This is a genomic window from Microbacterium sp. Beta (assembly GCF_005502545.1).
In the GTDB taxonomy this organism is placed as follows: Bacteria; Actinomycetota; Actinomycetes; order Actinomycetales; family Microbacteriaceae; genus Microbacterium; species Microbacterium oxydans.
Genome location: NZ_SCOG01000024.1, coordinates 34,593 through 53,325, shown reverse-complemented (window position 1 = coordinate 53,325; position 18,733 = coordinate 34,593). Strand labels below are relative to the sequence as shown.

Sequence of the window (18,733 nt, the reverse complement as noted above, 5' to 3'; positions counted from 1 at the left end):
TGACGAGGGGGCGGGTGACGCTCGCCGTGCATCCTCCAGCTCACGCAACCGCCGCAGCTCCCCCTCGGTCGCGGTGCCGTCGCGGCCGTACGCGCGGCGCTGGAGCTGTCGCAGTTCGTCGGCGTCATTCTCCGGCAGCACCGTCAGCACCTCCTTCGCGCGTGATCATCAGAGCGGAGTGCCCGTTGCTGGCGGTCGGAAGCTCCAGGCGGACGACCTCACCGCTGGGCTCGTTCACCACGTTCAGCACGAGGGTGGCGCTCTGCTCCTGCATCGTGAGCGCATCGGCGCACACCCGGGGGAACGCCGCGTCCGAGCCGTCGTAGATCAAGCAGGTCTGGAAGCCGTCGAGCTCCATTCCGGTCCACACCGGCACATCGCCGTCATAGCCGACCACCCACAGCGAGTTGATCTGGAACCCCTGATCCGCGATGCGCTTGGCCTTCTCCGCCTCGTCGGCATTCGCCCACGTCATCCCATTGGTGGTGCCCGGTCCGAACTCCGCCACGTTCGCGGCGACGGCAGGCTCGCCGGAGGCCGTGAACACCATCTGCACGTTGAGCTCGCGGCGGGTGTCCGCCTTCGACTCGAGCGTGACCGCGCCGAACAGTCCCGTCCTGCCCACCGTCTCGGTGCGCTCGCAGCTGGGCAGTGCAGACGGCGAGGTCGCCACGAGCAGGCAGGTGATCGCGGCGGCATTCTTCGTCGCCACCCAGATGACCGCACCTTCCTCGACGGCGAGGGCGCGCAGCGAGCCCCGGTCGTAGTTCCCGCTGGCGAGCAGGGAGCTCTGCCACTCCTGCTGCTCCGGACTCAGGGCGACGGTGGCGGACCCGGACCCGCCGGACAGCGCCCATCCGAGCCCGACGCCGACCAGCACCAGCGTCGCGACGGCAGCGGCGAGCGGAAGCCAGCGCGTACGCAGCCATGATCTGTCCGGTGGCCGCCCGGAGCCTCCCGAGTCTCCCTGGTCCATGCCGGTCGTCGTCACATCGCCGTCTGTCGAACCCGGCAGGTCCTCTGTCTGAGGCTTCTCGTTCCCTGTCTCCGGCGTCGAGGCTGCGACAGGAGCTCCGACGGGCGGATCCGCGACCGCGGGCGTCGGCTCGGCACGGCGCCGCTCCAGTTCGCGCAGTCTGAGCGCTTCGGCCGCGGTGAGCGATGCATCGCGACCGTACGCCCGCGCCTGCAGTGAGCGCAGCTCGGCGAGCTCGGCCGCGTCCGACATCGGTTCAGCCGAGCCGCTCGAACTGCATGCCGGCCCAGACCAGCCAGCCCAGGCTGTAGACGGTCGCGCAGAGCCCGAGCACGAGCGCCCAGCGCGCGATCGCACGGTTCTCGACCGGGCGACGCAATGACATGATCGCCGCGATGACCGCCACCACTGCGACCGGAATCCCCCACCCCACGAAGAACGACGCTCCGAGCGCCACGATCGCGGCCACCAGCGCCCACGGCGCCAGTCGGGTGTCGTCGATCGACACGGTCCCGGTGGACGGCTCCCACTCCGTCTCCTCGGGGGCGTCGATGTCCGGTCCCGTCACGACGACCGGTTCGATGCCCACCGGGCCCGTGGGCAGGCGGGTGTAGCCGTCGCGCCGCGCGCCGGGAAGGCGGGCGGTTCCCGCGGGGTGCTCCACCTCGTCGCTGGGGCGCTCGATGCGAGCCGCCGGCGTCGGGGGCGGGGCCGGCTCCGCGTCGGGAGCGCCGGGGGCGGCGCTCATGCGGGCACCGCCTCCGCGACCTGGATCTCCGTCACGGGAAGCGTCGAATCCGCCCCGAAGGCGAGCGTCGACGGCGGACGCCCGGAAGAGATGAGCTCGGCGGCGAGTGCGGCGATCATCGCCCCGTTGTCGGTGCAGAGCGAGAGCGGGGGGATGCGCACGGTGACGCCAGCGGCGTCCGCGCGCTCGAGCGCGACATCGCGCAGCCGTCGGTTCGCGACGACCCCTCCCCCGAGCAGCAGGCGGGGGACGCCGAGATCGGAGCACGCGGCGAGGGCCTTCGTGACCAGCACGTCGACGACGGCCTCGCGGAAGCTCGCGGCTACGTCGGCGACGGGCACGTCGATCCCCTCGGCCTCGCAGCGCTCGACCCAGCGGGCGACCGCCGTCTTGAGCCCAGAGAACGAGAAGTCGTACCGGTGCTTCGCCAGGTCGGAGGCCCGCGACAGTCCGCGGGGGAACCGGATCGCGTGCGGGTCGCCGGTCGCCGCCGCCCGATCGATCTCCGGCCCTCCGGGGTACGGGAGCGACAGCAGCCGGGCGACCTTGTCGAAGGCCTCGCCCGCGGCGTCGTCCATCGTCTCCCCGAGCAGCTCGACGTCTGTGGTGAGGTCTCGCACGTGCAGCAGTGAGGTGTGCCCGCCCGAGACGAGCAGGGCGATCGTCGGGTATTCGAGCGGCGCGGAGTCGGCCGTGAGGATGTCGGCCGCGATGTGCCCGACCAGGTGGTTCACCGCGTACAGGGGCTTGTCGATCGAGACGGCGAGGCCCTTCGCGGCGCCGACACCGACCATCAGCGCGCCGGCGAGCCCTGGCCCGCTGGTGACCGCGACGGCATCGAGGTCGGCGAGTCCCACCCCCGCTTCGGCGAGCGCGGCGTCGATCGAGGGCTGCAGCGCCTCGAGGTGCGCCCGCGCGGCGACCTCGGGAACGACGCCGCCGTAGCGCGCGTGCTCGTCCATGCTCGAGGCGATGGTGTTGGACAGCAGGGTGCGCCCACGCACGATGCCGATGCCCGTCTCGTCGCAACTCGTCTCGATGCCCAGAACCAGCGGTTCGCTCATGCCTTCGCCTCCTCGTCCGCCACGGAGGGCGTCGCATGGTGCCGCAGGTGCATTCGCATCACGATCGCGTCGACGCCATCCGGCTGATAGTAGTGCGGGCGGCGGGCGATCTCCTCGAAGCCCTCGGCACGGTACAACCCCTCCGCGGAGGGGTTGTCGGCCCTGACCTCCAGGAAGACCTCTCGCGCACCACGCTCCGCCGCCGCGGCGAGCAGAGCGCGCAACAGGGCGCGTCCTCTCCCGTGTCCCCGATGTTCGGCGAGCAGTGCGATGGTCTGGATGTCGGCGTCGGCGCTGCCGAGCAGTGCCCGTACCCCGCCGTAGCCGATGACCTCGCCGTCGTGCTCGTCGACCAGATACCGGCCGTGCGGGCTGACGAGTTCGGCGACCATGGTCTCCGAGCTCCAGGCATCGGTCGGGAAGGACCTGTTCTCGATCGCCATGATCGCCTCGAGGTCATCTGCTGTGGCGTCTCGAAGGGTCATGTGCCCACCTTCTTCGGGGCACCGGGGAGCGTCACATCAGGGTGCCGCATGTACAGGGGCTCCTCCCCGGCGAGCGTGCGGCCGGCCGCGAGAGCCCGCGCGCCGACCCGTGCGAGGTCCGTCGCGGACAGCGTCGACACATCGATGCGGCGGATGCCGTCGAGGTGGGCATCCGCGTCTGCCGCTCGGACGAGCACGGTGTCGGCGACCACAGCGGGGATGCCGTCGTCGTCGAGACCATCGAACACGGTGATGGCGACCTCGCGTCGGCGCGCGTCGGTCACGATCGCGAAGGGTGGGGTCTCGGTGTCGAGAGCGGTGAGGGCTGCCGCGACGTGGCTGGGGACGGGGACGACGGGGAGGTCGCGGCCGAGGGCGAAGGCGCGCGCGGCGGCGATGCCGATGCGCAGGCCGGTGAACGGCCCCGGCCCCATGCCGGTGACCACGTGCGTGATCTCCGTGTCGCCCGCCCCGCCGGAAGCATCGCCCGCCTCGCTGAGAACTTGCACGAGCAGGTCTCCGATGACCTCGGCATGGCCGAGCGGGTCGACGGCAGCCGCTTCGGCACGTCGTTCCCCGTCGGCATCGATGAGGGCGACGGCAGTGCCCAGGGAGGTATCGACGGCAAGGATCACGACTCCAGATTAGCCGCCGTCCCCTGCGGAGGGCTGCCGACCCGAGCCGCGCACCCCGGGTCAGCCGAGCGGCGCGCGCAGGGGGTAGTCCTGGTCTTCCAGGATCACCTGCGCGGCGGCTCCTGTGGTCTGGTTCACGATCACGGGGGCGAGGAGGTTCACGCTCACGCCCTCGGACGAGGGGTGGGCGACCACCAGCACCAGCGCGTCGTCGGGAGAGCCGAGAGCGAGGCCGTCCGCCTGCTCATCGCTGAGGGTCGGCGCGTAGTCGCTCAGCACCGTCCGAGGATCGACCAGGAACAGGCGCAGTTCCGCATCGTCGACCGCCCGCAGGGAGAACAACCCGTCTGACCCGTCGACGGGGGCGAGTGCGAAGTCCACATGGGGAGCCAGTCCCGGAGGCGGGGCGATGAACGTCAGTACGGCGCTCATCGCAGGAAGTCCATGAGCGACGGCTGCAGCACACGCGCGTTGACGGCGAGCGCCGAACGGTACACGAGCTCCTGCGCCTGCAGACGCACGAGCACCTCGATCGAATCGACGTCCTCCACCGCCGTCCTGCGGGACTCGAGGGACACGGAATTCTGCACTGCCGCCTCCTTGGCGCGTTCGATCTGGGACTGCCTGGTTCCCACCGAGCCCTGCACCCCGAGCATGGCGGTGCGTCGACTGTCGATCTCGCCGAGCCGGGGCCCGACGTTCGTGCCGGAGCGGAGGTCCGCCACGATCTTGTCCACGAGCGCGAAGACGGAGTCGTCTCCCGTGCCGAAGACCGCGGCGCCGTCGGTGTCGACGCGCACCGAGGCGGCGTCGGAGACCCGACGGGTGACTTCCGCTCCCGGCACCCCGCTGTGACTGTAGTCGGCGGCGAAGGCGGCCGTGTCGGACGTGCCCGCGAACACGGAACGGCCGAGCAGCCGCGTGTTCGCCTGGGACAGCATCTCCTTGCGGATGCCTTCGAGCTCGACCGCCAACGCCTCCTTGGCCGTCGCGTCCAGCGCCCCGTCGTTCGCGCCCTGGGCCGTCAGATCACGCACGCGCGCGAGCAGGGCGGTGCTCGCCGTGATGGCCGTGTCGGCAGCGGTGACCCAGGCGAGGCCGTCGTCGATGTTGCGCGCATACTGCTCGGTGCGACGCTGCTCGGCGTGAAGCGCCAGTGCCGTGGCCGCGGCCGCCGGGTCGTCGGACGGTGCGGCGAAGGCACGCTGGGATGTCGCCTGCTCCTGCAGACGCGCCAGCTCGGAGAGGTTGGACTGCAGCTGGCGCATGGCCGTCTGCGTCATGGCGGATGACGTCACTCGAGAGATCACGGTGCTCCTTCGCTCAGCGTCCGACGAGGCCGGTGCGGTTGATCAGGACGTCGAGCGCCTCATCCACCGCTGTCATCACACGGGCGGCGGCCTGATAGGCGGTCTGGTAGGTGAGCAGGCTGATGGTCTCCTCGTCGCCGTCGACAGCGGCGACCGACTGCTGGGCTCCGACGGCGGCGACCGCTGCGGAGTCGGAGAGCTTCGCGCGCTGCACGTCGGCCGCGGTCGCGACCCCGAACCGGGTGACCTGATCGGACCAGACGGCGTCAGGGGAGCCAGCGCTCCGACCGATCTGCGAGATCAGGTCGGCGTTGGTCGCGTCCAGGGCACCGGCACCGGGCGCCGCGAGCGCGAGCTCGGAGGCCGAGCCGACGGCGACGGTCAGGCCCAGTGCGGCGGAGCCCGTCGTCGGCACGGTGAAGAAGTCTCCCCCGGCCTGGCCGGTGGAGGTCACCCCTGCCCTGTGCTGGGCGTTCATGGCGTCGGCCAGCGTCGTTGCGACCTTGTCGTACGTCGCCGCGAGCCCGGCGAGCATGCCGCCTTCGGAGGCCGGGGCCAGCACCGACAGCGAGGCACCGAGCTCGCCGCCGTCGATCGACACGGGCAGATCGGGCGCAGACGCCCACGAGAGGCTGAACCGCTGCCCCGAATCGATCGAGGCAGGCCCGGTCAGCACCAGGTGGCGTGAATCGGAACCCGATACCAGCGCGTTACCGCCCAGCCGCACGGTCATCGTGCCGTCGCTCTCGATGGTCGCCGCCGCGCCGGACATCCTGGCCACGTTCTGCGCGAGGACGCTGCGCTGATCCATGAGCTCGTTCGCCGAGCGGCCGGAAGCGAGTGCATCGCGGATCTCTCCGTTGAGGACCGCGATCTGGTCGGCGGTGGCGTTCACCTGGGAGACCGTGCGGTCGGCGGAGTCGCGCGCATTGCTCCACTGGGTGGCGACGTTCCGGTACCCGCCGGCGATGTGCGAGGCGAGCTCCTTCGCCGATTCCAGGATGCTCGAGGCCGCTGCCCCCGAGTCCGGCGTGTTCGCGAGGTCCTGCCAGCCGGACCAGAACTTGGACAGCCGGGCGGCGAGTCCGTTCGCCGTGGGCTCGGCCAGCGATGCCTCGACCGTGGTCGCGGCCACCGCCCTGGTCGACCAGTACCCCGAAGCGCCGAGGGCGTCGCGCACCCTGGCGTCGAGAAGGGCGTCACCCAGGCGTGCGACGCCGTCGATCGAGACGCCGTGCCCCGGGAGGGCGCCCACGCTGAACCGTCCGGTCTGCGCGATGGCCGCGACGGCCGAGGTGGTCACGCGCTGCCGCGTGTACCCCTCCGTCTTCTGATTGGCGATGTTCTGCCCGACCACGTCCATGCCGCGTCGGGCAGCCGCCAGTCCGCTGGCCGCCGTGTTCAATCCGCTGAAGGTCGACATGATCCCCTCTCGGTCACATCTCGGTGTCGATGATCCGCGCGGCGTCGTCGCGCGCGCGGTCACCCTTGGTCGTGTACTCGCCCGTGTCGTGCCCGAGCGCGGCGATCGTCTCCTGCGTCGCGCGGAGCACTCCGCTGAGCTGCTCGGCGTTGGCGTCGCGCAGCTGCTCGACCTCGGCGGCGAGCTTCGACAGCGCTCGCAGATGGTCGGCGAACACCTCCTGCCATGCCCCTTCCGGCGCGTGCTCGATCAGCTCGCGGATCGTCGACGCCTCGGGAGCTCCCCACTCCTCGGCGACGGTGGCGACCTCGACGGTGCGGGCGAGGCCTGCGCCGCGCAGTCGATCGAGCACCTGATCGATCTCCCGTGCGGCAAACTGGATCCACTGGGATCGCCCGGCGGCGAGGAGCAGCTGCTGCTCATCGAGCTTGAACAGCAGCATCTCGAGCAGCTCGCGCTCTCGCCACAGCTGTATCGATAGTTCGTTGGCTCCCATGATCCCCTTTTCCCCAGTGATCGCCCCGCCTGACAACGCGGCCAAAGGTCACTATCGGCCAGCGTCTGCCTAACGTTACTATGTGGAACGGCGATGGATAGTTCTCCCCATGTACAAATCACAAAACGTGTGATATGTGCATCTGTTCATCTCCTCGGATCTTTCGGAGTGCATCCAGAGAGGTGGATCATCCCCCATGTCGTCGCGCGCTGAGCGCAATCTGCTCATAGAGAGCAACCTCCCCCTGGTCGGATACCTCGCCGCCGAGACCCATGCCCGCGCCACCCACATCCCCCGCGACGAGCTCGCGGCCGTCGGAGCACTCGCGCTCGTGACAGCCGCCGAAGCATTCGATCCGGAGCTCGGCGTACCCTTCGGGGCCTACGCCCGCCGACGCATCCTCGGCGCTTTCGCCGACGAGATGCGCTCGATGGACTGGGCCTCCCGCGGCATACGCAAACGCATCAAGGAGACCGTCGCCGTCCGCGAGGCGCTGACCGCCGGGCTCGGCCGCACCGCGACGGTCGCCGAGGTCGCCACCGCGATGGGCGTCGCGAAGGACGTCGTGATCGAAGCACTCGGCGACGCCGCCAGGATGCTGACCACTCTCGACGACCCCGCCGCCCGTGACGTCACCGCCGACATCCCCCTCCCCGAGGAATCGGCGCTGGTGGGAGAACGGCGCGAGGTGCTCGAGCAGGCGGTCATCGCCCTGCCGGAGCGCATGCGGCGGATCGTGCAGGCGGTCTACTTCGACGAACGCCCCGTCAAGGAGATCGCCGAGGAGCTCGGGGTGACGCACTCCGCGGTGTCGCAGCAGCGCTCGGAAGCGATCCGGCTTCTGCGCGACGCCCTGGACCGCTACTACGCAGAGGGGTCGACGCCGGCAGCGACGACGCGTGTCTCCCCCGCGGCCCGCGATGCCTACTTCACCAGGATCGCGGACGCCGCCGGCTCCCGGATCGCCGGGGTCTTCCGCGAATCGGCGACTGCCTGAGCCGATTCCCCGCCGGCCCGGCTAACGCGCCGGGACCCTCCGCCGATAGGTGTGACCGGGAGACCACGGATGGTCTCCCGCACAACACCATTCACGGAGGAGAACCCTTATGGGTATGCAGATCAGCACGAACGTGTCGGCACTCAACGCCTACCGCAACCTGTCCAACACGCAGAACGACCTGTCGAAGTCGCTCGAGAAGCTGTCCAGCGGCTTCCGCATCAACCGCGCGGCCGACGACGCTGCAGGCCTCGCGATCTCCGAGGGCCTGCGTTCGCAGGTCAACGGCCTGAACGTCGCGGCACGCAACGCCCAGGACGGCATCTCGGTCATCCAGACCGCTGAAGGCGCCCTGACCGAGGTCCACTCGATCCTGCAGCGCGTTCGCGACCTGACCGCTCAGGGTGCGAACGACTCGAACAACACGAAGTCGCGCGACGCGATCCAGAAGGAGATCAACACCCTCGGTGATGAGCTCACCCGGATCGCCGGCAGCACGAACTTCAACGGCATCAAGCTGCTCTCGGGCGGCGACACGCTGACGTTCCAGGTCGGCGCGGGCTCCGTCGCCGCCGAGGACCAGATCTCGGTCGCCCTGACCGACTTCGCCACCCTCGGTGCCGACATCAAGACGCTCGCGGCGACCATGACGGACGCCGCGACGTACGGTGCCGCGCTGGCGGGTATCGACACGCAGATCCAGGCGGTCTCGACCGCACGCGCCGGCTACGGTGCGCTGCAGAACCGGTTCGAGTCGACCATCAACAGCCTCAACGTGTCGGCAGAGAACCTCTCCGCCGCCGAGAGCCGGATCCGCGACACCGACATGGCGTCCGAGATGGTCAAGTTCACGTCGAAGAACATCCTGTCCCAGGCAGGTACGGCGATGCTGGCACAGGCCAACCAGGCCAACCAGGGCGTGCTCCAGCTCCTGCGCTGAACCACGTCATAGGGTCCGGACGCCCACCGGCGTCCGGACCCTGTCCGCTCCTCAACAGGAAAGGCGACCATGTCCCTCTCGCTCGACGGCCTCGTCTCCGGCCTGAAGACCACCGAGGTCATCAAGGCGCTGATGGATGTCGCCTCCATCCCCCGTTCGCTGCTCAAGGCGAAGATGGATGACAAGAACGGCATCGTCACCCAGCTGCGCACCCTGAACACGGCGGTGCAGAACCTCGCCACGGCAGCCGAGAAGGCCGCGACCCGCGACGGACTCGCCCGCTTCACCACCTCGTCCTCCTCGCCGACGGTCACCGTCGCCACCCGCGATGGTGCCGCGCCCCTCTCGGCCGACATCGTCGTCGACAAGGTCGCCAAGAACCACACGATCGTCTCCGCAGCCTCCGCCGGGTGGCCCGTCGACCCACCGGTGATCACCCTCGAGAACGCCAAGGGCGAACGCGTGCAGGTCACCGCAGACTCCACGTCGATGCAGGACGTCGCCCGCGCGGTGAACGAAGCGGGCTTCGGCATCGTCGCCGCGGCCGTCCCCGCCGGACGTGACGCCGACGGCAACTCGATGCACCGCCTGCAGTTGCGGGCCGCGGACTCGGGAGAGGCCGGCCAGTTCCGCGCCTACCGCGGAGACACCGCTGCGGTAGCGGCCGGCACCGCCTCCGACATCTCCACCGAAGCAGGAGCGGCCGTCATCGACGTCGGTGCCGACGCCCAGGTGCGCCTGTGGGCCGGCACCAGCGCGGAGCAGGTGCTGACCTCGTCGAGCAACACCTTCACCGACCTGTTCGACGGGGTGGACGTGACCGTCTCCGCGGCCTCGGCGGCGCCCGTGACCATCGGCGTCGCCGTCGACACCGCTGCTCGCACCAAGGCCTCCGCCGAGTTCATCGCCGCCGTCAAGGACATCCTGACCCGCATCGACAACGGCTCGAAAGCGACCATCGCCGCCAAGCAGGGCGACAAGACCACTCTGGGCGTCTTCACCGGCGACAGCGCGGTCCGGGGACTGCGCACGGCCCTCGCCGATGCGGTGCAGCACCCCGTGAACGGCGTCTCCCCTTCGTCCATCGGCATCTCGAGCGACATGTACGGCGTGATGAGCTTCGACGAGGAGAAGTTCGCCGAAGCCCTCGCGAAGGACCCGGATGCCGCCGCAGGACTGTTCTCCGACATCGCCTCGCGGGTGCAGGACACCGCGAAGGTGTACTCGGACAAGTACGAGGGGCTTCTCACCACGCGGATCACGGGCCAGGAGAGCGAGGTCAAGGGACTCGGCGAGCAGATGGAGCGCTGGGATGTCCGCCTCGCGCAGCGCAAGACCACTCTCGAGCGCACCTACGCACGCCTCGAGGTGATGCTCTCGCAACTGCAGTCGCAATCCTCGTACCTGACCTCGCAGATCGCCGCCCTTCCGGGCTCGAGCTCCAACTCGGGGAAGTGAGCATGAACGCCGCGCTCCGCGCCCAGCAGCGCTACCGTGACGACGCCGTGCTGTCGGCGCCGCCCGAGCGTCTGGTGACCATGCTCTACGACCGTCTCCTGCTCGACATCGAGCGCGGGGAGATCGCTCAGCGCGCAGAGGACTGGACCGAGGCGAACGCCCAGCTGCAGCACGCCCAGGCGATCGTCTCCGAGCTGTCGTCCTCGCTGACCGACGACTGGAACGGCAGCGCCGGCCTGCGTTCGCTGTACGTCTTCCTGTCGCAGACGCTCATCGGCGCCAACATCGGCCGCGACCCGGAGCGCACGCACGCGTGCCACGAGATCGTCGCGCCGCTGCGTGACGCCTGGCACGAGGCCGCTCGCACCGTCGCCGAGGCGCGGGTGTGAGCGGGGAGGAGTGGACCGCGCTGCTCGACCGGCTCGAGCAGGAGGCCGAGCAGATCCTCGATGCCGCCCCCGGTGCCGCCGCCGACGCCGACCTCGCCCCGTGGACGCCGCCGAGCACGCCGCTTCCCGCCGAGCTCGCTGACCGCGCCCGGCGGGTGATCGACCTCCAGCGCTCAGCGATGGACCGTGCCCGCTCCGACCTCGACGGCATGCGTCGGCATCTCGGCGCCGTGAGCCGCATCCCCAGCACCCGTCGGCCGGAGGAGCCTGCCTACCTCGACGTCGATGGGTGAGCTCGCTCCCTAACGTCGCGCCGAACCCTGCCGATAGAGCAGGGAGAGCACGGATGGCTCGCAATTCTCGGCCATGGATCGGCCATACCACCCACACACGGGGAGCCGGTTTCGTGTTCGATTCTGTGACCATGAACGCGCTGACGAGCGCGCTCGACGGCCTCGCGCAGCGCCAGCGCGCGATCTCCGACAACATCGCCAACATCAACACCCCGAACTATCACGCCAAGCGCGTGCAGTTCGAGCAGGCTCTCGCCCGGTCGATCGATGCGGGTGATGGACGGGTCGGGGCGACGGTCGGCACCTCGCTCGAGCCCACGCGCCTCAACGGCAACAACGTCAACCTCGATACCGAGACCCTTTCCAGCATCGACACGATGCTGCGCTACCAGTTCGCCACGCAGGCCGTGAACGGCTCGTTCACATCGATGCGCACCGCGATGAGGACCTCATGACCTTCGACGCGATCGGCATCGCCGGCACCGGCCTGACCGTGCACCGCAAGTGGCTCGACGCCATCAGCGACAACATCGCCAACATCAACACCGCCGCTCCCAGCAACGGTGCGGCATTCCGCGCACGGTACATCCTCGCCCAGACGAGCGACCAGTCCCCCGGCGTGTACGTCGCCGGCACCGCCCAGGGCAGTGCACAGGGACGTCTGGTGCACCAGCCCGACCACCCGCTCGCAGACGCAGACGGCTACGTGCGCTATCCGGACATCGACCTCGGCGACCAGATGAGCCAGCTGATCCTCGCGCAGCGCGGCTACCAGGCAAGCGCTGCCATCGTCGACCGCGCCCGCAATTCCTACGAATCCGCCCTGCAGATCGGACGCAGCTGATGGCCGCACTCCCCGGCATCGAAGCCATCTCCTCGAGTTTCACGCTCGCCCCTCCCGCCGTCGCGCCCGCGAAGGCCACCGACGACACGGCGTTCGCGAACAGTGTCACCGGCGCCATCGACGAGCTGCGCACGCTGCAGTCGGAGTCGGACAAGCTCAAGGTCGCCGCGGTGACCGGAGACCTCGATGACATCCACTCGGCGATGATCGCGTCGTCGAGGGCCGCCGTCACCCTCGAGCTCGTAGCCGCCGTGCGCAACAAGGGCGTCGACGCGTTCAACGAGATCATGCGGATGCAAGCCTGATGCCCCAGGCCGTCACGAACGTGTTCCAGCGGATCGGACGCGTGATCGCGGGCTTCTCGCTCGCGCAGCGCACGATCGCGATCATCGGGGTCGCCGTACTCGCGCTCGGCATCGTCGCGCTCTCCAGCTGGCTCAGCCGCCCCACCTACACCCCGCTGTTCTCGGGCATGAGCGCCTCCGATGCGAACGCCGTGGTCGAGCAGCTGCGCTCGTCGTCGGTGCCGTACGAACTGGCGGACGGCGGAGCGACGGTGCTCGTGCCCGAGAAGGACGTGTACGACCAGCGCCTGGCCGCAGCGTCCGCCGGTCTTCCCGGCGCGAGCTCCGGCGGGTACTCGCTGTTGGACAAGATGGGCGTCACGACGAGCGAGTTCCAGCAGTCGGTGACCTTCAAGCGCGCGATCGAGGGCGAGCTCGCCGCCACCATCTCCTCGATCAAGGGCGTGACGGCCGCGTCGGTGCAGCTCGCCATCCCCGAGGAGAGCGTGTTCGTCTCCGAGACCGTCGACCCCACGGCTTCCGTGTTCGTGGAGACCTCGGGCAACTCGACGCTCTCCCCGAAGCAGGTCGAGGCGATCGTGCATCTGACCTCGGCCGCGGTCAGCGGCATGAAGCCGGAGAACGTGGCCGTGGTGGATCAGAGCGGCCAGACCCTCTCGGCCGCCGGCGTCGGCACGACCGGCGGCATCGACCAGCAGGCCAGCGACTACGAAGCACGGGTGACCGCGAACGTGCAGCAGATGCTCGACACGGTCGTCGGCCCCGGCAACGCCAAGGTGACCGTGGTCGCCGAGATCGACCACTCCGTCAACGAGCGCGTCGAGGAGACCTACACGCCCGCCGAGGGCGCGCCCCCGTTGACAGAGCAGACCAGGACCGACACGCAGAACGGCTCGAGCTCGAACGCCGGCGTGCTGGGCCCCGACAACATCGCGGTCCCCTCGGCCGGGGGCGACGGTACCTCCGAGTCGACGGAGACCTCGAAGACCAACGCGGTCAACAAGAGCACGCAGAGCACCTCGACACCCGCCGGCTCGCTGCTGCGGCAGTCGGTGTCCGTGGCCGTCGACGCCGGTGCGGGCGGCGACCTGAGCACCGCGCAGCTGAGCGACCTCGTCGAGACCGCCGCGGGGATCGACACCGACCGCGGCGACTCGATCGCCGTCGAGCTCGTCGCCTTCAACCAGACCAGTTCCGAGGCGGCGCAGGCGGCACTCCAGGCGGCGAAGGACGCCGAGGGCGCCGAGCGCCAGGCCGCGCTGCTGAACACCGTCATCATCGCAGCCGCCATCGCCATCCCGCTGCTCGCCGGTCTCGCCGCACTCATCATGCGTGCGCGCCGACGCCGCGGGGCCGACACCGAGTTCGAGGAGCTCTTCGGCGCCCGTCCGCCCGCGCTCTCCGCCCTCGACGCGGGCGCGACCGCCGCGATCGATCAGGCGCCGACCACGCCGCTGGCGTTCCTCGAGACGACGCCAGACCCCGAGCCGGAGCCCGACCCCGAGCCCGCGCAGGTGAGCCTCGAGCGCCGGCGCGCGGAGATCGACTCCCTCACGCGGCAGGACCCGAAGCGCACAGCCGACCTGCTGCGGACCCTCATCGACGACAGGCAGCAGGTATGACCGGACTGACCGATCGGCAGACAGCGGCCGTCGTCCTGATGAACCTCGATCGCGCCCAGGCGATCGAGGTGATGAAGCATCTGTCCGAAGCGGAGGCCGAGGCCGTCGCAGCCGAGATCATCGACTTGCAGAACCTGGACGCGGCGACCACCGCTCAGGCGCTCGGCCAGTTCCACCGCATCGCGTCGGGCCACCTGCCACCCGCCCGCGGAGGGCGCGACATCGCAGCGGGACTCCTGGAGGCGACGTTCGGCGCCGAACGCGCGGCCGCCGTGCTGGGCAGAGTCGGATCGTCGTCGATGAACTCGTCCTTCGAGTTCCTCGGATCCGCAGACCCGGCTCAACTCGCGACGCTGCTCGACGGCGAACTGCCTCAGACCGTCGCCCTGGTGCTCGCCCATCTGCCCACGGACCGTGCTGCCGCCGTGCTCTCCACGCTCCCCGACCCCACACGCACGGACGTCGCCCACGCGATCGCGACGATGGGTACCGCATCTCAGGAGGCGATCGCGATCGTGGCGGACGCCCTCAAGGCGCGGACCGGCACCTTCGCGGCGCGCGACACTCCTGAGGTGCTCGGCGGCGTCGAGCCCCTCGTCGAGATCATCGCCCGTTCCGGCGCCACGGTGGAGAAGGCGCTGCTGGCGAGCATCGAGGACAGGGACAGCGCGTTGGCCGAGGACATCCGCTCGCGCATGTTCACGTTCGCCGACATCGTCAAGCTGGACGACCGCGACACCCAGCGCGTGCTGCGAGGCATGGACATCCGCTCGCTCGCCCTGGCTCTCAAGGGCGCGCACCAGCCCATCGCCGACCTCATCCGTCGCAACGTCTCCGAGCGCAACAGGGAGAACCTCGACGAGGAGGCCCGCACGCTCGGCCCCGTGCGCGTCTCGCAGGTCGAGGAGGCCAGAGCGGAGATCGTGCGCACGATCCGCGCACTCGAGGCCGCCGGCGACATCACCGTGCAGCGCGCCGACGAGGACGAGTATGTCTACTGAGGCCTTCGCACCGGTGCTGTTCCCGCGTCTCGACGGCCGCGAGAACGGCGAGCAGTACGCGATCGCCCGCACGCGCGGCTACGCCGACGGGCATGCGGAGGGGTTCCGCGCCGGCCGCGCGGAGGCCGAGTCGGAGCAGCGCGCGGCGGACGAGGCGCGGGCAGCGAGCGAGGCGACCGAGGCGCAGCGGATCGAGACCGCGGTCGCCGCGCTCCACGCCGCAGCGCGGTCCCTGGGAGACCGGGAACGGGAGCTCACCGCCGCCGGTGAGGACCAGGTGCTGCGCTGCGCGATCGAGCTCGCGGAACTGATCCTGGTCGCGGAGCTCTCCGGGCCAGGCGCGGCCGCGGCCGCCGCCCTCCGACGCGCGATGACCGGCGCGGGCCCCGAAGCGATCCGCGAGGTGCGCCTGAACCCGGATGACCTCGCGACCCTGCAGACGTCCGCCGCGGAGCCGAGCGACATCGCCCTCGTCGCCGACCACGCGCTCCACCGGGGAGATGCCGTCGCCACCCTGGCTCACGGCCACATCGACGCCCGGATCGGAAGCGCGCTCGAGCGCGCCCGTCGCGCCCTCGCGGAGCACGCCCCGTGAGCGTCCGGGGCGCGGTGCGCGAGGCGGTTCGACCCGAGCGCATCGGCGAGGTCTCCCAGGTGCGCGGCCTCAGCGTGCAGGTGCGTGGCCTCGACGGGGCCGTCGGCGACGTCGTGACGCTGGACGGTGTCGATGCCGAGGTCGTCGCGATCAGCGAGGGCGGACTGCGCTGCATGCCACTCGCCCCTGTCGCAGGCCTCACGGTGGGAGCCCCTGTGCGCGCTCGCGGAGGAGCACTGCGGGTGCCGACAGGAGCAGCGCTCCTCGGACGCGTCCTCGACGGTCTGGGCCGCCCGATCGACGGGAAGGGTCCGCTGACCGGTGCTGTGCCGGTGAGCCTCGACCATGCTCCGCCCTCCATCATGGGCCGCGACCGGATCGACTCGCCCCTTCCGCTCGGCGTACGGACGCTCGACACACTCGTCAGCGTCGGACGCGGCCAGCGCGTCGGACTCTTCGCGGGTTCCGGCGTGGGGAAGTCGTCGCTGCTGTCGATGATCGCGCGCGGCACCGAAGCAGAGGTCACCGTGATCGCGCTGGTCGGCGAGCGCGGACGCGAGGTGCGCGAGTTCATCGAAGACGACCTCGGGCCGGAAGGACTCGCCCGCTCCGTCGTGGTGGTCTCGACCTCGGACCAACCTGCCATGGCCCGCATCCGCGCCGCGTACACCGCCACCAGGATCGCCGAGGCCTTCCGCGACGACGGCGCACACGCCATCCTCATGATGGACTCGCTCACGCGCGTCGCCATGGCGCAGCGCGAGATCGGGCTCTCGGCCGGGGAGCCTCCGGCCACCCGCGGATACCCGCCCTCCACGTTCTCCCTCCTCGCCGGTCTGCTCGAGCGGGCAGGCACGGACACGCGCGGTTCCATCACCGGCATCTATACGGTGCTCGTCGACGGCGACGACCACAACGAGCCGATCGCCGACACGGTGCGGTCGATCCTCGACGGCCATGTCGTGCTCGACCGGGCGCTCGCACTGTCAGGCCACCACCCCGCGATCGACGTGCTCGGATCGGTGTCGCGTGTCGCCGGCAAGGTCACGACCCCCGAGCGCCGGGCGCACGCCGCGACGCTCCGCGCCGTGCTGGCCGCCCGCCGACGCGCCAACGACCTCATCGACATCGGTGCATATCAAGCCGGAGCGGATGCCCGCATCGACGCCGCGATCGCCCATGAGAAGGAGATCAGCGCGTTCCTCACGCAGCCCCTCGACGAGACCTGTGAGATCGAGGATTCCTGGCGTCGCCTGGACGACCTCGTGGCATCGTTCGGAGGAGTGTCATGAAGCGGTCGTTCTCGCTCGCCGGTCTGCTGCGGGTCAGGGAGATCCAGGAACGCGCAGCGGCCCAGCGCCTCTCGCGCGCCGTGATCGACGCGCAGCACACGGAGGCGCGCGATCGATCCCTCCGCGCGCACCTGTCCGCGGTCGGAAGCGAAGCCGTCGACGTCCGCTCCCTCGCCGCGCTCGCGGCAGCTCGCGTCGCCGGCCGGACCCTGCTGGTCGACCTGACGACCCTGTCCGAACTGCAGAAGCGGACGGTGGACGAGGCGAGGACAGAGCACGCCGAAGCGCGGAGGGCGATGCGCGGACTCGACCGGCTCGCCGAAGCGCACGCCCTCCGGATGCGGACCGCGGAGCTGCACGCCGAGCAGACGGAGCTCGACGAGATCGGTTCGCGCACGAGCAGCACGACCACGGAGGACCACGCATGACGTCTCTCGGCATCGTCGACATGCTCACCCCGCGGATGAACCGTGCTGCGGGATCGCCCACCGACGCCCGTCAGCCCACCCCCGGAGCCGTGGCCTTCGCCGATGTCATCATCGATGCCTCGCGTGCCACCGACGATCGGGCGGCTGACACGTCGGCGAGCGCACCCGCCGACGACTCTTCCCCCGATCTCGCGACAGTTCACCCCGCGCCGTCCGACCCCACGGCCTCACCCGTGCCATCCGGTCCGATTCCGCCCAGCGTCGCCCTGCCCACCCCCGTGCCGACCAGCCCGGCTCCGCCCGTGGAGGAGACCCTGCTCGGCGTCGGAGCTCCGACGGGGACACCGCCGACGGCTCACGCCCCGGGAGGCGCCGCTTCGACGGGTGCGTCCGGCGGCACTGCCGTGGGCGAAGGGGCAGCGGGCGTGATCGAGATCGGGTCGCCACCGTCCCCCGCGGGATCGGTCGCCGCCGCCTCAGGTCTCGCGACCGGCGGTGCATTGCCGTCACCGCCGCTCAGCGGACCGGCGGCCATGAGGATGTCGGCGGATGCGACGACGGTGGCTGCTCCGGAGACGGATGCGCTCAGCTCGACCTCGACCTCGACCTCGGCTTCGACATCGACTTCCAGCGCGGGGAACGCCGGCACTGCCGCGTCAGCGCTCTCGACCACCGCGGCCCTCCCCGCCGGCGGGAGCACCGCAGCAGATGCCCGCGGAGCAGCGGGCGCAGAGGATCAGACGATCGTCCCGTCGGATCCGGCGTCGGAGTCCACGGCCCCGGTCGCGCCGACCGGCCCGTCGGCGACCCCGGCGCATTCGGTCCCCCATGCCACCGGCGACGCGTCCACCGCGACTCCGGCGATCGGGGGCACGACCCCCGCGACGCCCGTGTCCACTGCGACGGCTCCGAGCGTCGTCGCGACGGCCCGTCCCGCGCTGTTCACCCAGATCACGACCCCCATCGTCTCGCTCGCGCAGGCACCGGACGGCGACCACAGCCTCACGCTCACCGTGTCGCCCGAGAACCTCGGTCCCGTGACGGTGCGCGCCCACATCTCCGGGGGCGCGATCCACATCGAGCTGCACGCGCCGAACGACCTCGGCAGGGAGGCGCTGCGCGCGATCCTCGTCGACCTCCGTCGCGACCTCGCCGCCGCGGCACCCCATGCGTCCCTCCTGCTGTCGACCTCGGACGACGGACCCGCCGCTTCGAACCCGCAGAGCTCCGGCGGCGGCGGTGCAGCCGGTGGGTCTTCGCACACCGCGGGTGCGGACCAGGGTCGGGCGGGACCGGGAACACCGAACGGCCGTGACGGGACGACCGGAACCGCAGTGCCGGGAGGCTCACCTTCCGCGGATCACCCTTTATCCGTCGATCCGACTTCCCCGCTGACTTCGCCGCACGGCGGCATCGACATCTTCGCCTGATC

23 protein-coding genes are annotated in these 18,733 nt (G+C 70.6%); 14 read left to right on the top strand and 9 right to left on the bottom strand.

Going from position 1 to position 18,733, the window contains the following annotated elements; all coding sequences use genetic code 11:
* Positions 1 to 124: 124 nt before the first annotated feature.
* Genes FFS56_RS17295 through flgN form a run of 9 tightly spaced genes read right to left on the bottom strand, consistent with a single transcriptional unit; the run spans position 125 to position 7,137 of the window.
* Positions 125 to 1,228 carry a hypothetical protein gene (locus FFS56_RS17295; protein ID WP_127011880.1) on the bottom strand — a complete coding sequence of 368 codons (1,104 nt, stop codon included), beginning with the start codon at positions 1,226 to 1,228 and terminating at the stop codon, positions 125 to 127.
* Positions 1,229 to 1,232: 4 nt separating this feature from the next.
* Positions 1,233 to 1,724, bottom strand: coding sequence for a hypothetical protein (locus tag FFS56_RS17290; RefSeq protein ID WP_046747411.1), 492 nt, complete (start codon positions 1,722 to 1,724; stop codon positions 1,233 to 1,235).
* Positions 1,721 to 2,788 (bottom strand): tRNA (adenosine(37)-N6)-threonylcarbamoyltransferase complex transferase subunit TsaD, encoded by a 1,068-nt coding sequence (gene tsaD / locus FFS56_RS17285; RefSeq protein ID WP_046747410.1) that lies wholly within the window; start codon positions 2,786 to 2,788, stop codon positions 1,721 to 1,723. Before tsaD ends, FFS56_RS17290 begins: the two co-directional genes overlap by 4 nt.
* A complete protein-coding gene (rimI, locus tag FFS56_RS17280) occupies positions 2,785 to 3,273 on the bottom strand; it encodes a ribosomal protein S18-alanine N-acetyltransferase (protein WP_127011879.1) in 489 nt (162 codons plus the stop codon). Before rimI ends, tsaD begins: the two co-directional genes overlap by 4 nt.
* Complete coding sequence (gene tsaB / locus FFS56_RS17275; protein WP_127011878.1) at positions 3,270 to 3,908, bottom strand: tRNA (adenosine(37)-N6)-threonylcarbamoyltransferase complex dimerization subunit type 1 TsaB; 639 nt, start codon at positions 3,906 to 3,908, stop codon at positions 3,270 to 3,272. The genes rimI and tsaB overlap by 4 nt, the downstream gene beginning before the upstream one ends.
* A 60-nt stretch (positions 3,909 to 3,968) precedes the next feature.
* A complete protein-coding gene (locus tag FFS56_RS17270) occupies positions 3,969 to 4,340 on the bottom strand; it encodes a flagellar assembly protein FliW (protein ID WP_046747407.1) in 372 nt (123 codons plus the stop codon).
* Positions 4,337 to 5,218 (bottom strand): flagellar hook-associated protein FlgL, encoded by an 882-nt coding sequence (gene flgL / locus FFS56_RS17265; RefSeq protein WP_058632719.1) that lies wholly within the window; start codon positions 5,216 to 5,218, stop codon positions 4,337 to 4,339. Before flgL ends, FFS56_RS17270 begins: the two co-directional genes overlap by 4 nt.
* Before the next feature lie 13 nt (positions 5,219 to 5,231).
* On the bottom strand, positions 5,232 to 6,641 hold the full coding sequence (gene flgK / locus FFS56_RS17260; RefSeq protein ID WP_046747405.1) for a flagellar hook-associated protein FlgK: 1,410 nt from the start codon (positions 6,639 to 6,641) through the stop codon (positions 5,232 to 5,234).
* A gap of 13 nt (positions 6,642 to 6,654) precedes the next feature.
* Positions 6,655 to 7,137, bottom strand: a complete 483-nt coding sequence (flgN, locus tag FFS56_RS17255) for a flagellar export chaperone FlgN (RefSeq protein ID WP_046747404.1) — start codon at positions 7,135 to 7,137, stop codon at positions 6,655 to 6,657.
* 196 nt (positions 7,138 to 7,333) lie between these two features.
* On the opposite strand from flgN, the gene FFS56_RS17250 reads away from it, so the two are divergent.
* From FFS56_RS17250 to FFS56_RS17185, 14 genes are all read left to right on the top strand, one after another.
* Positions 7,334 to 8,134 carry a sigma-70 family RNA polymerase sigma factor gene (locus FFS56_RS17250; RefSeq protein WP_046747403.1) on the top strand — a complete coding sequence of 267 codons (801 nt, stop codon included), beginning with the start codon at positions 7,334 to 7,336 and terminating at the stop codon, positions 8,132 to 8,134.
* 109 nt (positions 8,135 to 8,243) lie between these two features.
* A complete protein-coding gene (locus FFS56_RS17245; protein ID WP_046747402.1) occupies positions 8,244 to 9,074 on the top strand; it encodes a flagellin in 831 nt (276 codons plus the stop codon).
* 69 nt (positions 9,075 to 9,143) lie between these two features.
* Positions 9,144 to 10,532 (top strand): flagellar filament capping protein FliD, encoded by a 1,389-nt coding sequence (fliD, locus tag FFS56_RS17240; protein ID WP_127011877.1) that lies wholly within the window; start codon positions 9,144 to 9,146, stop codon positions 10,530 to 10,532.
* Positions 10,533 to 10,534: 2 nt separating this feature from the next.
* Entirely contained in the window at positions 10,535 to 10,921 is a 387-nt protein-coding gene (gene fliS, locus FFS56_RS17235) for a flagellar export chaperone FliS (protein ID WP_127011876.1), read from the top strand.
* Positions 10,918 to 11,214, top strand: coding sequence for a hypothetical protein (locus FFS56_RS17230; protein ID WP_061015743.1), 297 nt, complete (start codon positions 10,918 to 10,920; stop codon positions 11,212 to 11,214). Before fliS ends, FFS56_RS17230 begins: the two co-directional genes overlap by 4 nt.
* A gap of 113 nt (positions 11,215 to 11,327) precedes the next feature.
* The gene (locus tag FFS56_RS17225; protein WP_046747398.1) at positions 11,328 to 11,669 is read left to right on the top strand and encodes a flagellar basal body protein; all 342 of its coding nucleotides are present in this window, start codon (positions 11,328 to 11,330) and stop codon (positions 11,667 to 11,669) included.
* Complete coding sequence (locus FFS56_RS17220; RefSeq protein ID WP_021198933.1) at positions 11,666 to 12,058, top strand: flagellar basal body rod C-terminal domain-containing protein; 393 nt, start codon at positions 11,666 to 11,668, stop codon at positions 12,056 to 12,058. The genes FFS56_RS17225 and FFS56_RS17220 overlap by 4 nt, the downstream gene beginning before the upstream one ends.
* Complete coding sequence (gene fliE, locus FFS56_RS17215) at positions 12,058 to 12,363, top strand: flagellar hook-basal body complex protein FliE (RefSeq protein WP_046747397.1); 306 nt, start codon at positions 12,058 to 12,060, stop codon at positions 12,361 to 12,363. Before FFS56_RS17220 ends, fliE begins: the two co-directional genes overlap by 1 nt.
* Entirely contained in the window at positions 12,363 to 13,985 is a 1,623-nt protein-coding gene (gene fliF / locus FFS56_RS17210; RefSeq protein WP_127011875.1) for a flagellar basal-body MS-ring/collar protein FliF, read from the top strand. The genes fliE and fliF overlap by 1 nt, the downstream gene beginning before the upstream one ends.
* A complete protein-coding gene (fliG, locus tag FFS56_RS17205; protein ID WP_046747395.1) occupies positions 13,982 to 14,986 on the top strand; it encodes a flagellar motor switch protein FliG in 1,005 nt (334 codons plus the stop codon). Before fliF ends, fliG begins: the two co-directional genes overlap by 4 nt.
* On the top strand, positions 14,976 to 15,581 hold the full coding sequence (locus FFS56_RS17200; RefSeq protein ID WP_082108585.1) for a FliH/SctL family protein: 606 nt from the start codon (positions 14,976 to 14,978) through the stop codon (positions 15,579 to 15,581). Before fliG ends, FFS56_RS17200 begins: the two co-directional genes overlap by 11 nt.
* Positions 15,578 to 16,873 carry a FliI/YscN family ATPase gene (locus tag FFS56_RS17195; protein WP_127011874.1) on the top strand — a complete coding sequence of 432 codons (1,296 nt, stop codon included), beginning with the start codon at positions 15,578 to 15,580 and terminating at the stop codon, positions 16,871 to 16,873. The genes FFS56_RS17200 and FFS56_RS17195 overlap by 4 nt, the downstream gene beginning before the upstream one ends.
* The gene (locus tag FFS56_RS17190) at positions 16,870 to 17,301 is read left to right on the top strand and encodes a hypothetical protein (RefSeq protein WP_046747392.1); all 432 of its coding nucleotides are present in this window, start codon (positions 16,870 to 16,872) and stop codon (positions 17,299 to 17,301) included. Before FFS56_RS17195 ends, FFS56_RS17190 begins: the two co-directional genes overlap by 4 nt.
* Entirely contained in the window at positions 17,298 to 18,731 is a 1,434-nt protein-coding gene (locus FFS56_RS17185; RefSeq protein ID WP_127011873.1) for a flagellar hook-length control protein FliK, read from the top strand. Before FFS56_RS17190 ends, FFS56_RS17185 begins: the two co-directional genes overlap by 4 nt.
* Positions 18,732 to 18,733 lie beyond the last annotated feature (2 nt).

Excerpts from the sequence above, each read along its gene's own strand:
- FFS56_RS17295 (WP_127011880.1), bottom strand. The coding sequence starts at position 1,228 with ATGTCGGACGCGGCCGAGCTCGCCGAGCTGCGCTCACTGCAGGCGCGG.
- FFS56_RS17290 (WP_046747411.1), bottom strand. The coding sequence starts at position 1,724 with ATGAGCGCCGCCCCCGGCGCTCCCGACGCGGAGCCGGCCCCGCCCCCG.
- tsaD (WP_046747410.1), bottom strand. The coding sequence starts at position 2,788 with ATGAGCGAACCGCTGGTTCTGGGCATCGAGACGAGTTGCGACGAGACG.
- rimI (WP_127011879.1), bottom strand. The coding sequence starts at position 3,273 with ATGACCCTTCGAGACGCCACAGCAGATGACCTCGAGGCGATCATGGCG.
- FFS56_RS17270 (WP_046747407.1), bottom strand. The coding sequence starts at position 4,340 with ATGAGCGCCGTACTGACGTTCATCGCCCCGCCTCCGGGACTGGCTCCC.
- flgK (WP_046747405.1), bottom strand. The coding sequence starts at position 6,641 with ATGTCGACCTTCAGCGGATTGAACACGGCGGCCAGCGGACTGGCGGCT.
- flgN (WP_046747404.1), bottom strand. The coding sequence starts at position 7,137 with ATGGGAGCCAACGAACTATCGATACAGCTGTGGCGAGAGCGCGAGCTG.
- FFS56_RS17250 (WP_046747403.1), top strand. The coding sequence starts at position 7,334 with ATGTCGTCGCGCGCTGAGCGCAATCTGCTCATAGAGAGCAACCTCCCC.
- FFS56_RS17245 (WP_046747402.1), top strand. The coding sequence starts at position 8,244 with ATGGGTATGCAGATCAGCACGAACGTGTCGGCACTCAACGCCTACCGC.
- fliD (WP_127011877.1), top strand. The coding sequence starts at position 9,144 with ATGTCCCTCTCGCTCGACGGCCTCGTCTCCGGCCTGAAGACCACCGAG.
- fliS (WP_127011876.1), top strand. The coding sequence starts at position 10,535 with ATGAACGCCGCGCTCCGCGCCCAGCAGCGCTACCGTGACGACGCCGTG.
- FFS56_RS17220 (WP_021198933.1), top strand. The coding sequence starts at position 11,666 with ATGACCTTCGACGCGATCGGCATCGCCGGCACCGGCCTGACCGTGCAC.
- fliE (WP_046747397.1), top strand. The coding sequence starts at position 12,058 with ATGGCCGCACTCCCCGGCATCGAAGCCATCTCCTCGAGTTTCACGCTC.
- fliF (WP_127011875.1), top strand. The coding sequence starts at position 12,363 with ATGCCCCAGGCCGTCACGAACGTGTTCCAGCGGATCGGACGCGTGATC.
- fliG (WP_046747395.1), top strand. The coding sequence starts at position 13,982 with ATGACCGGACTGACCGATCGGCAGACAGCGGCCGTCGTCCTGATGAAC.
- FFS56_RS17200 (WP_082108585.1), top strand. The coding sequence starts at position 14,976 with ATGTCTACTGAGGCCTTCGCACCGGTGCTGTTCCCGCGTCTCGACGGC.
- FFS56_RS17190 (WP_046747392.1), top strand. The coding sequence starts at position 16,870 with ATGAAGCGGTCGTTCTCGCTCGCCGGTCTGCTGCGGGTCAGGGAGATC.
- FFS56_RS17185 (WP_127011873.1), top strand. The coding sequence starts at position 17,298 with ATGACGTCTCTCGGCATCGTCGACATGCTCACCCCGCGGATGAACCGT.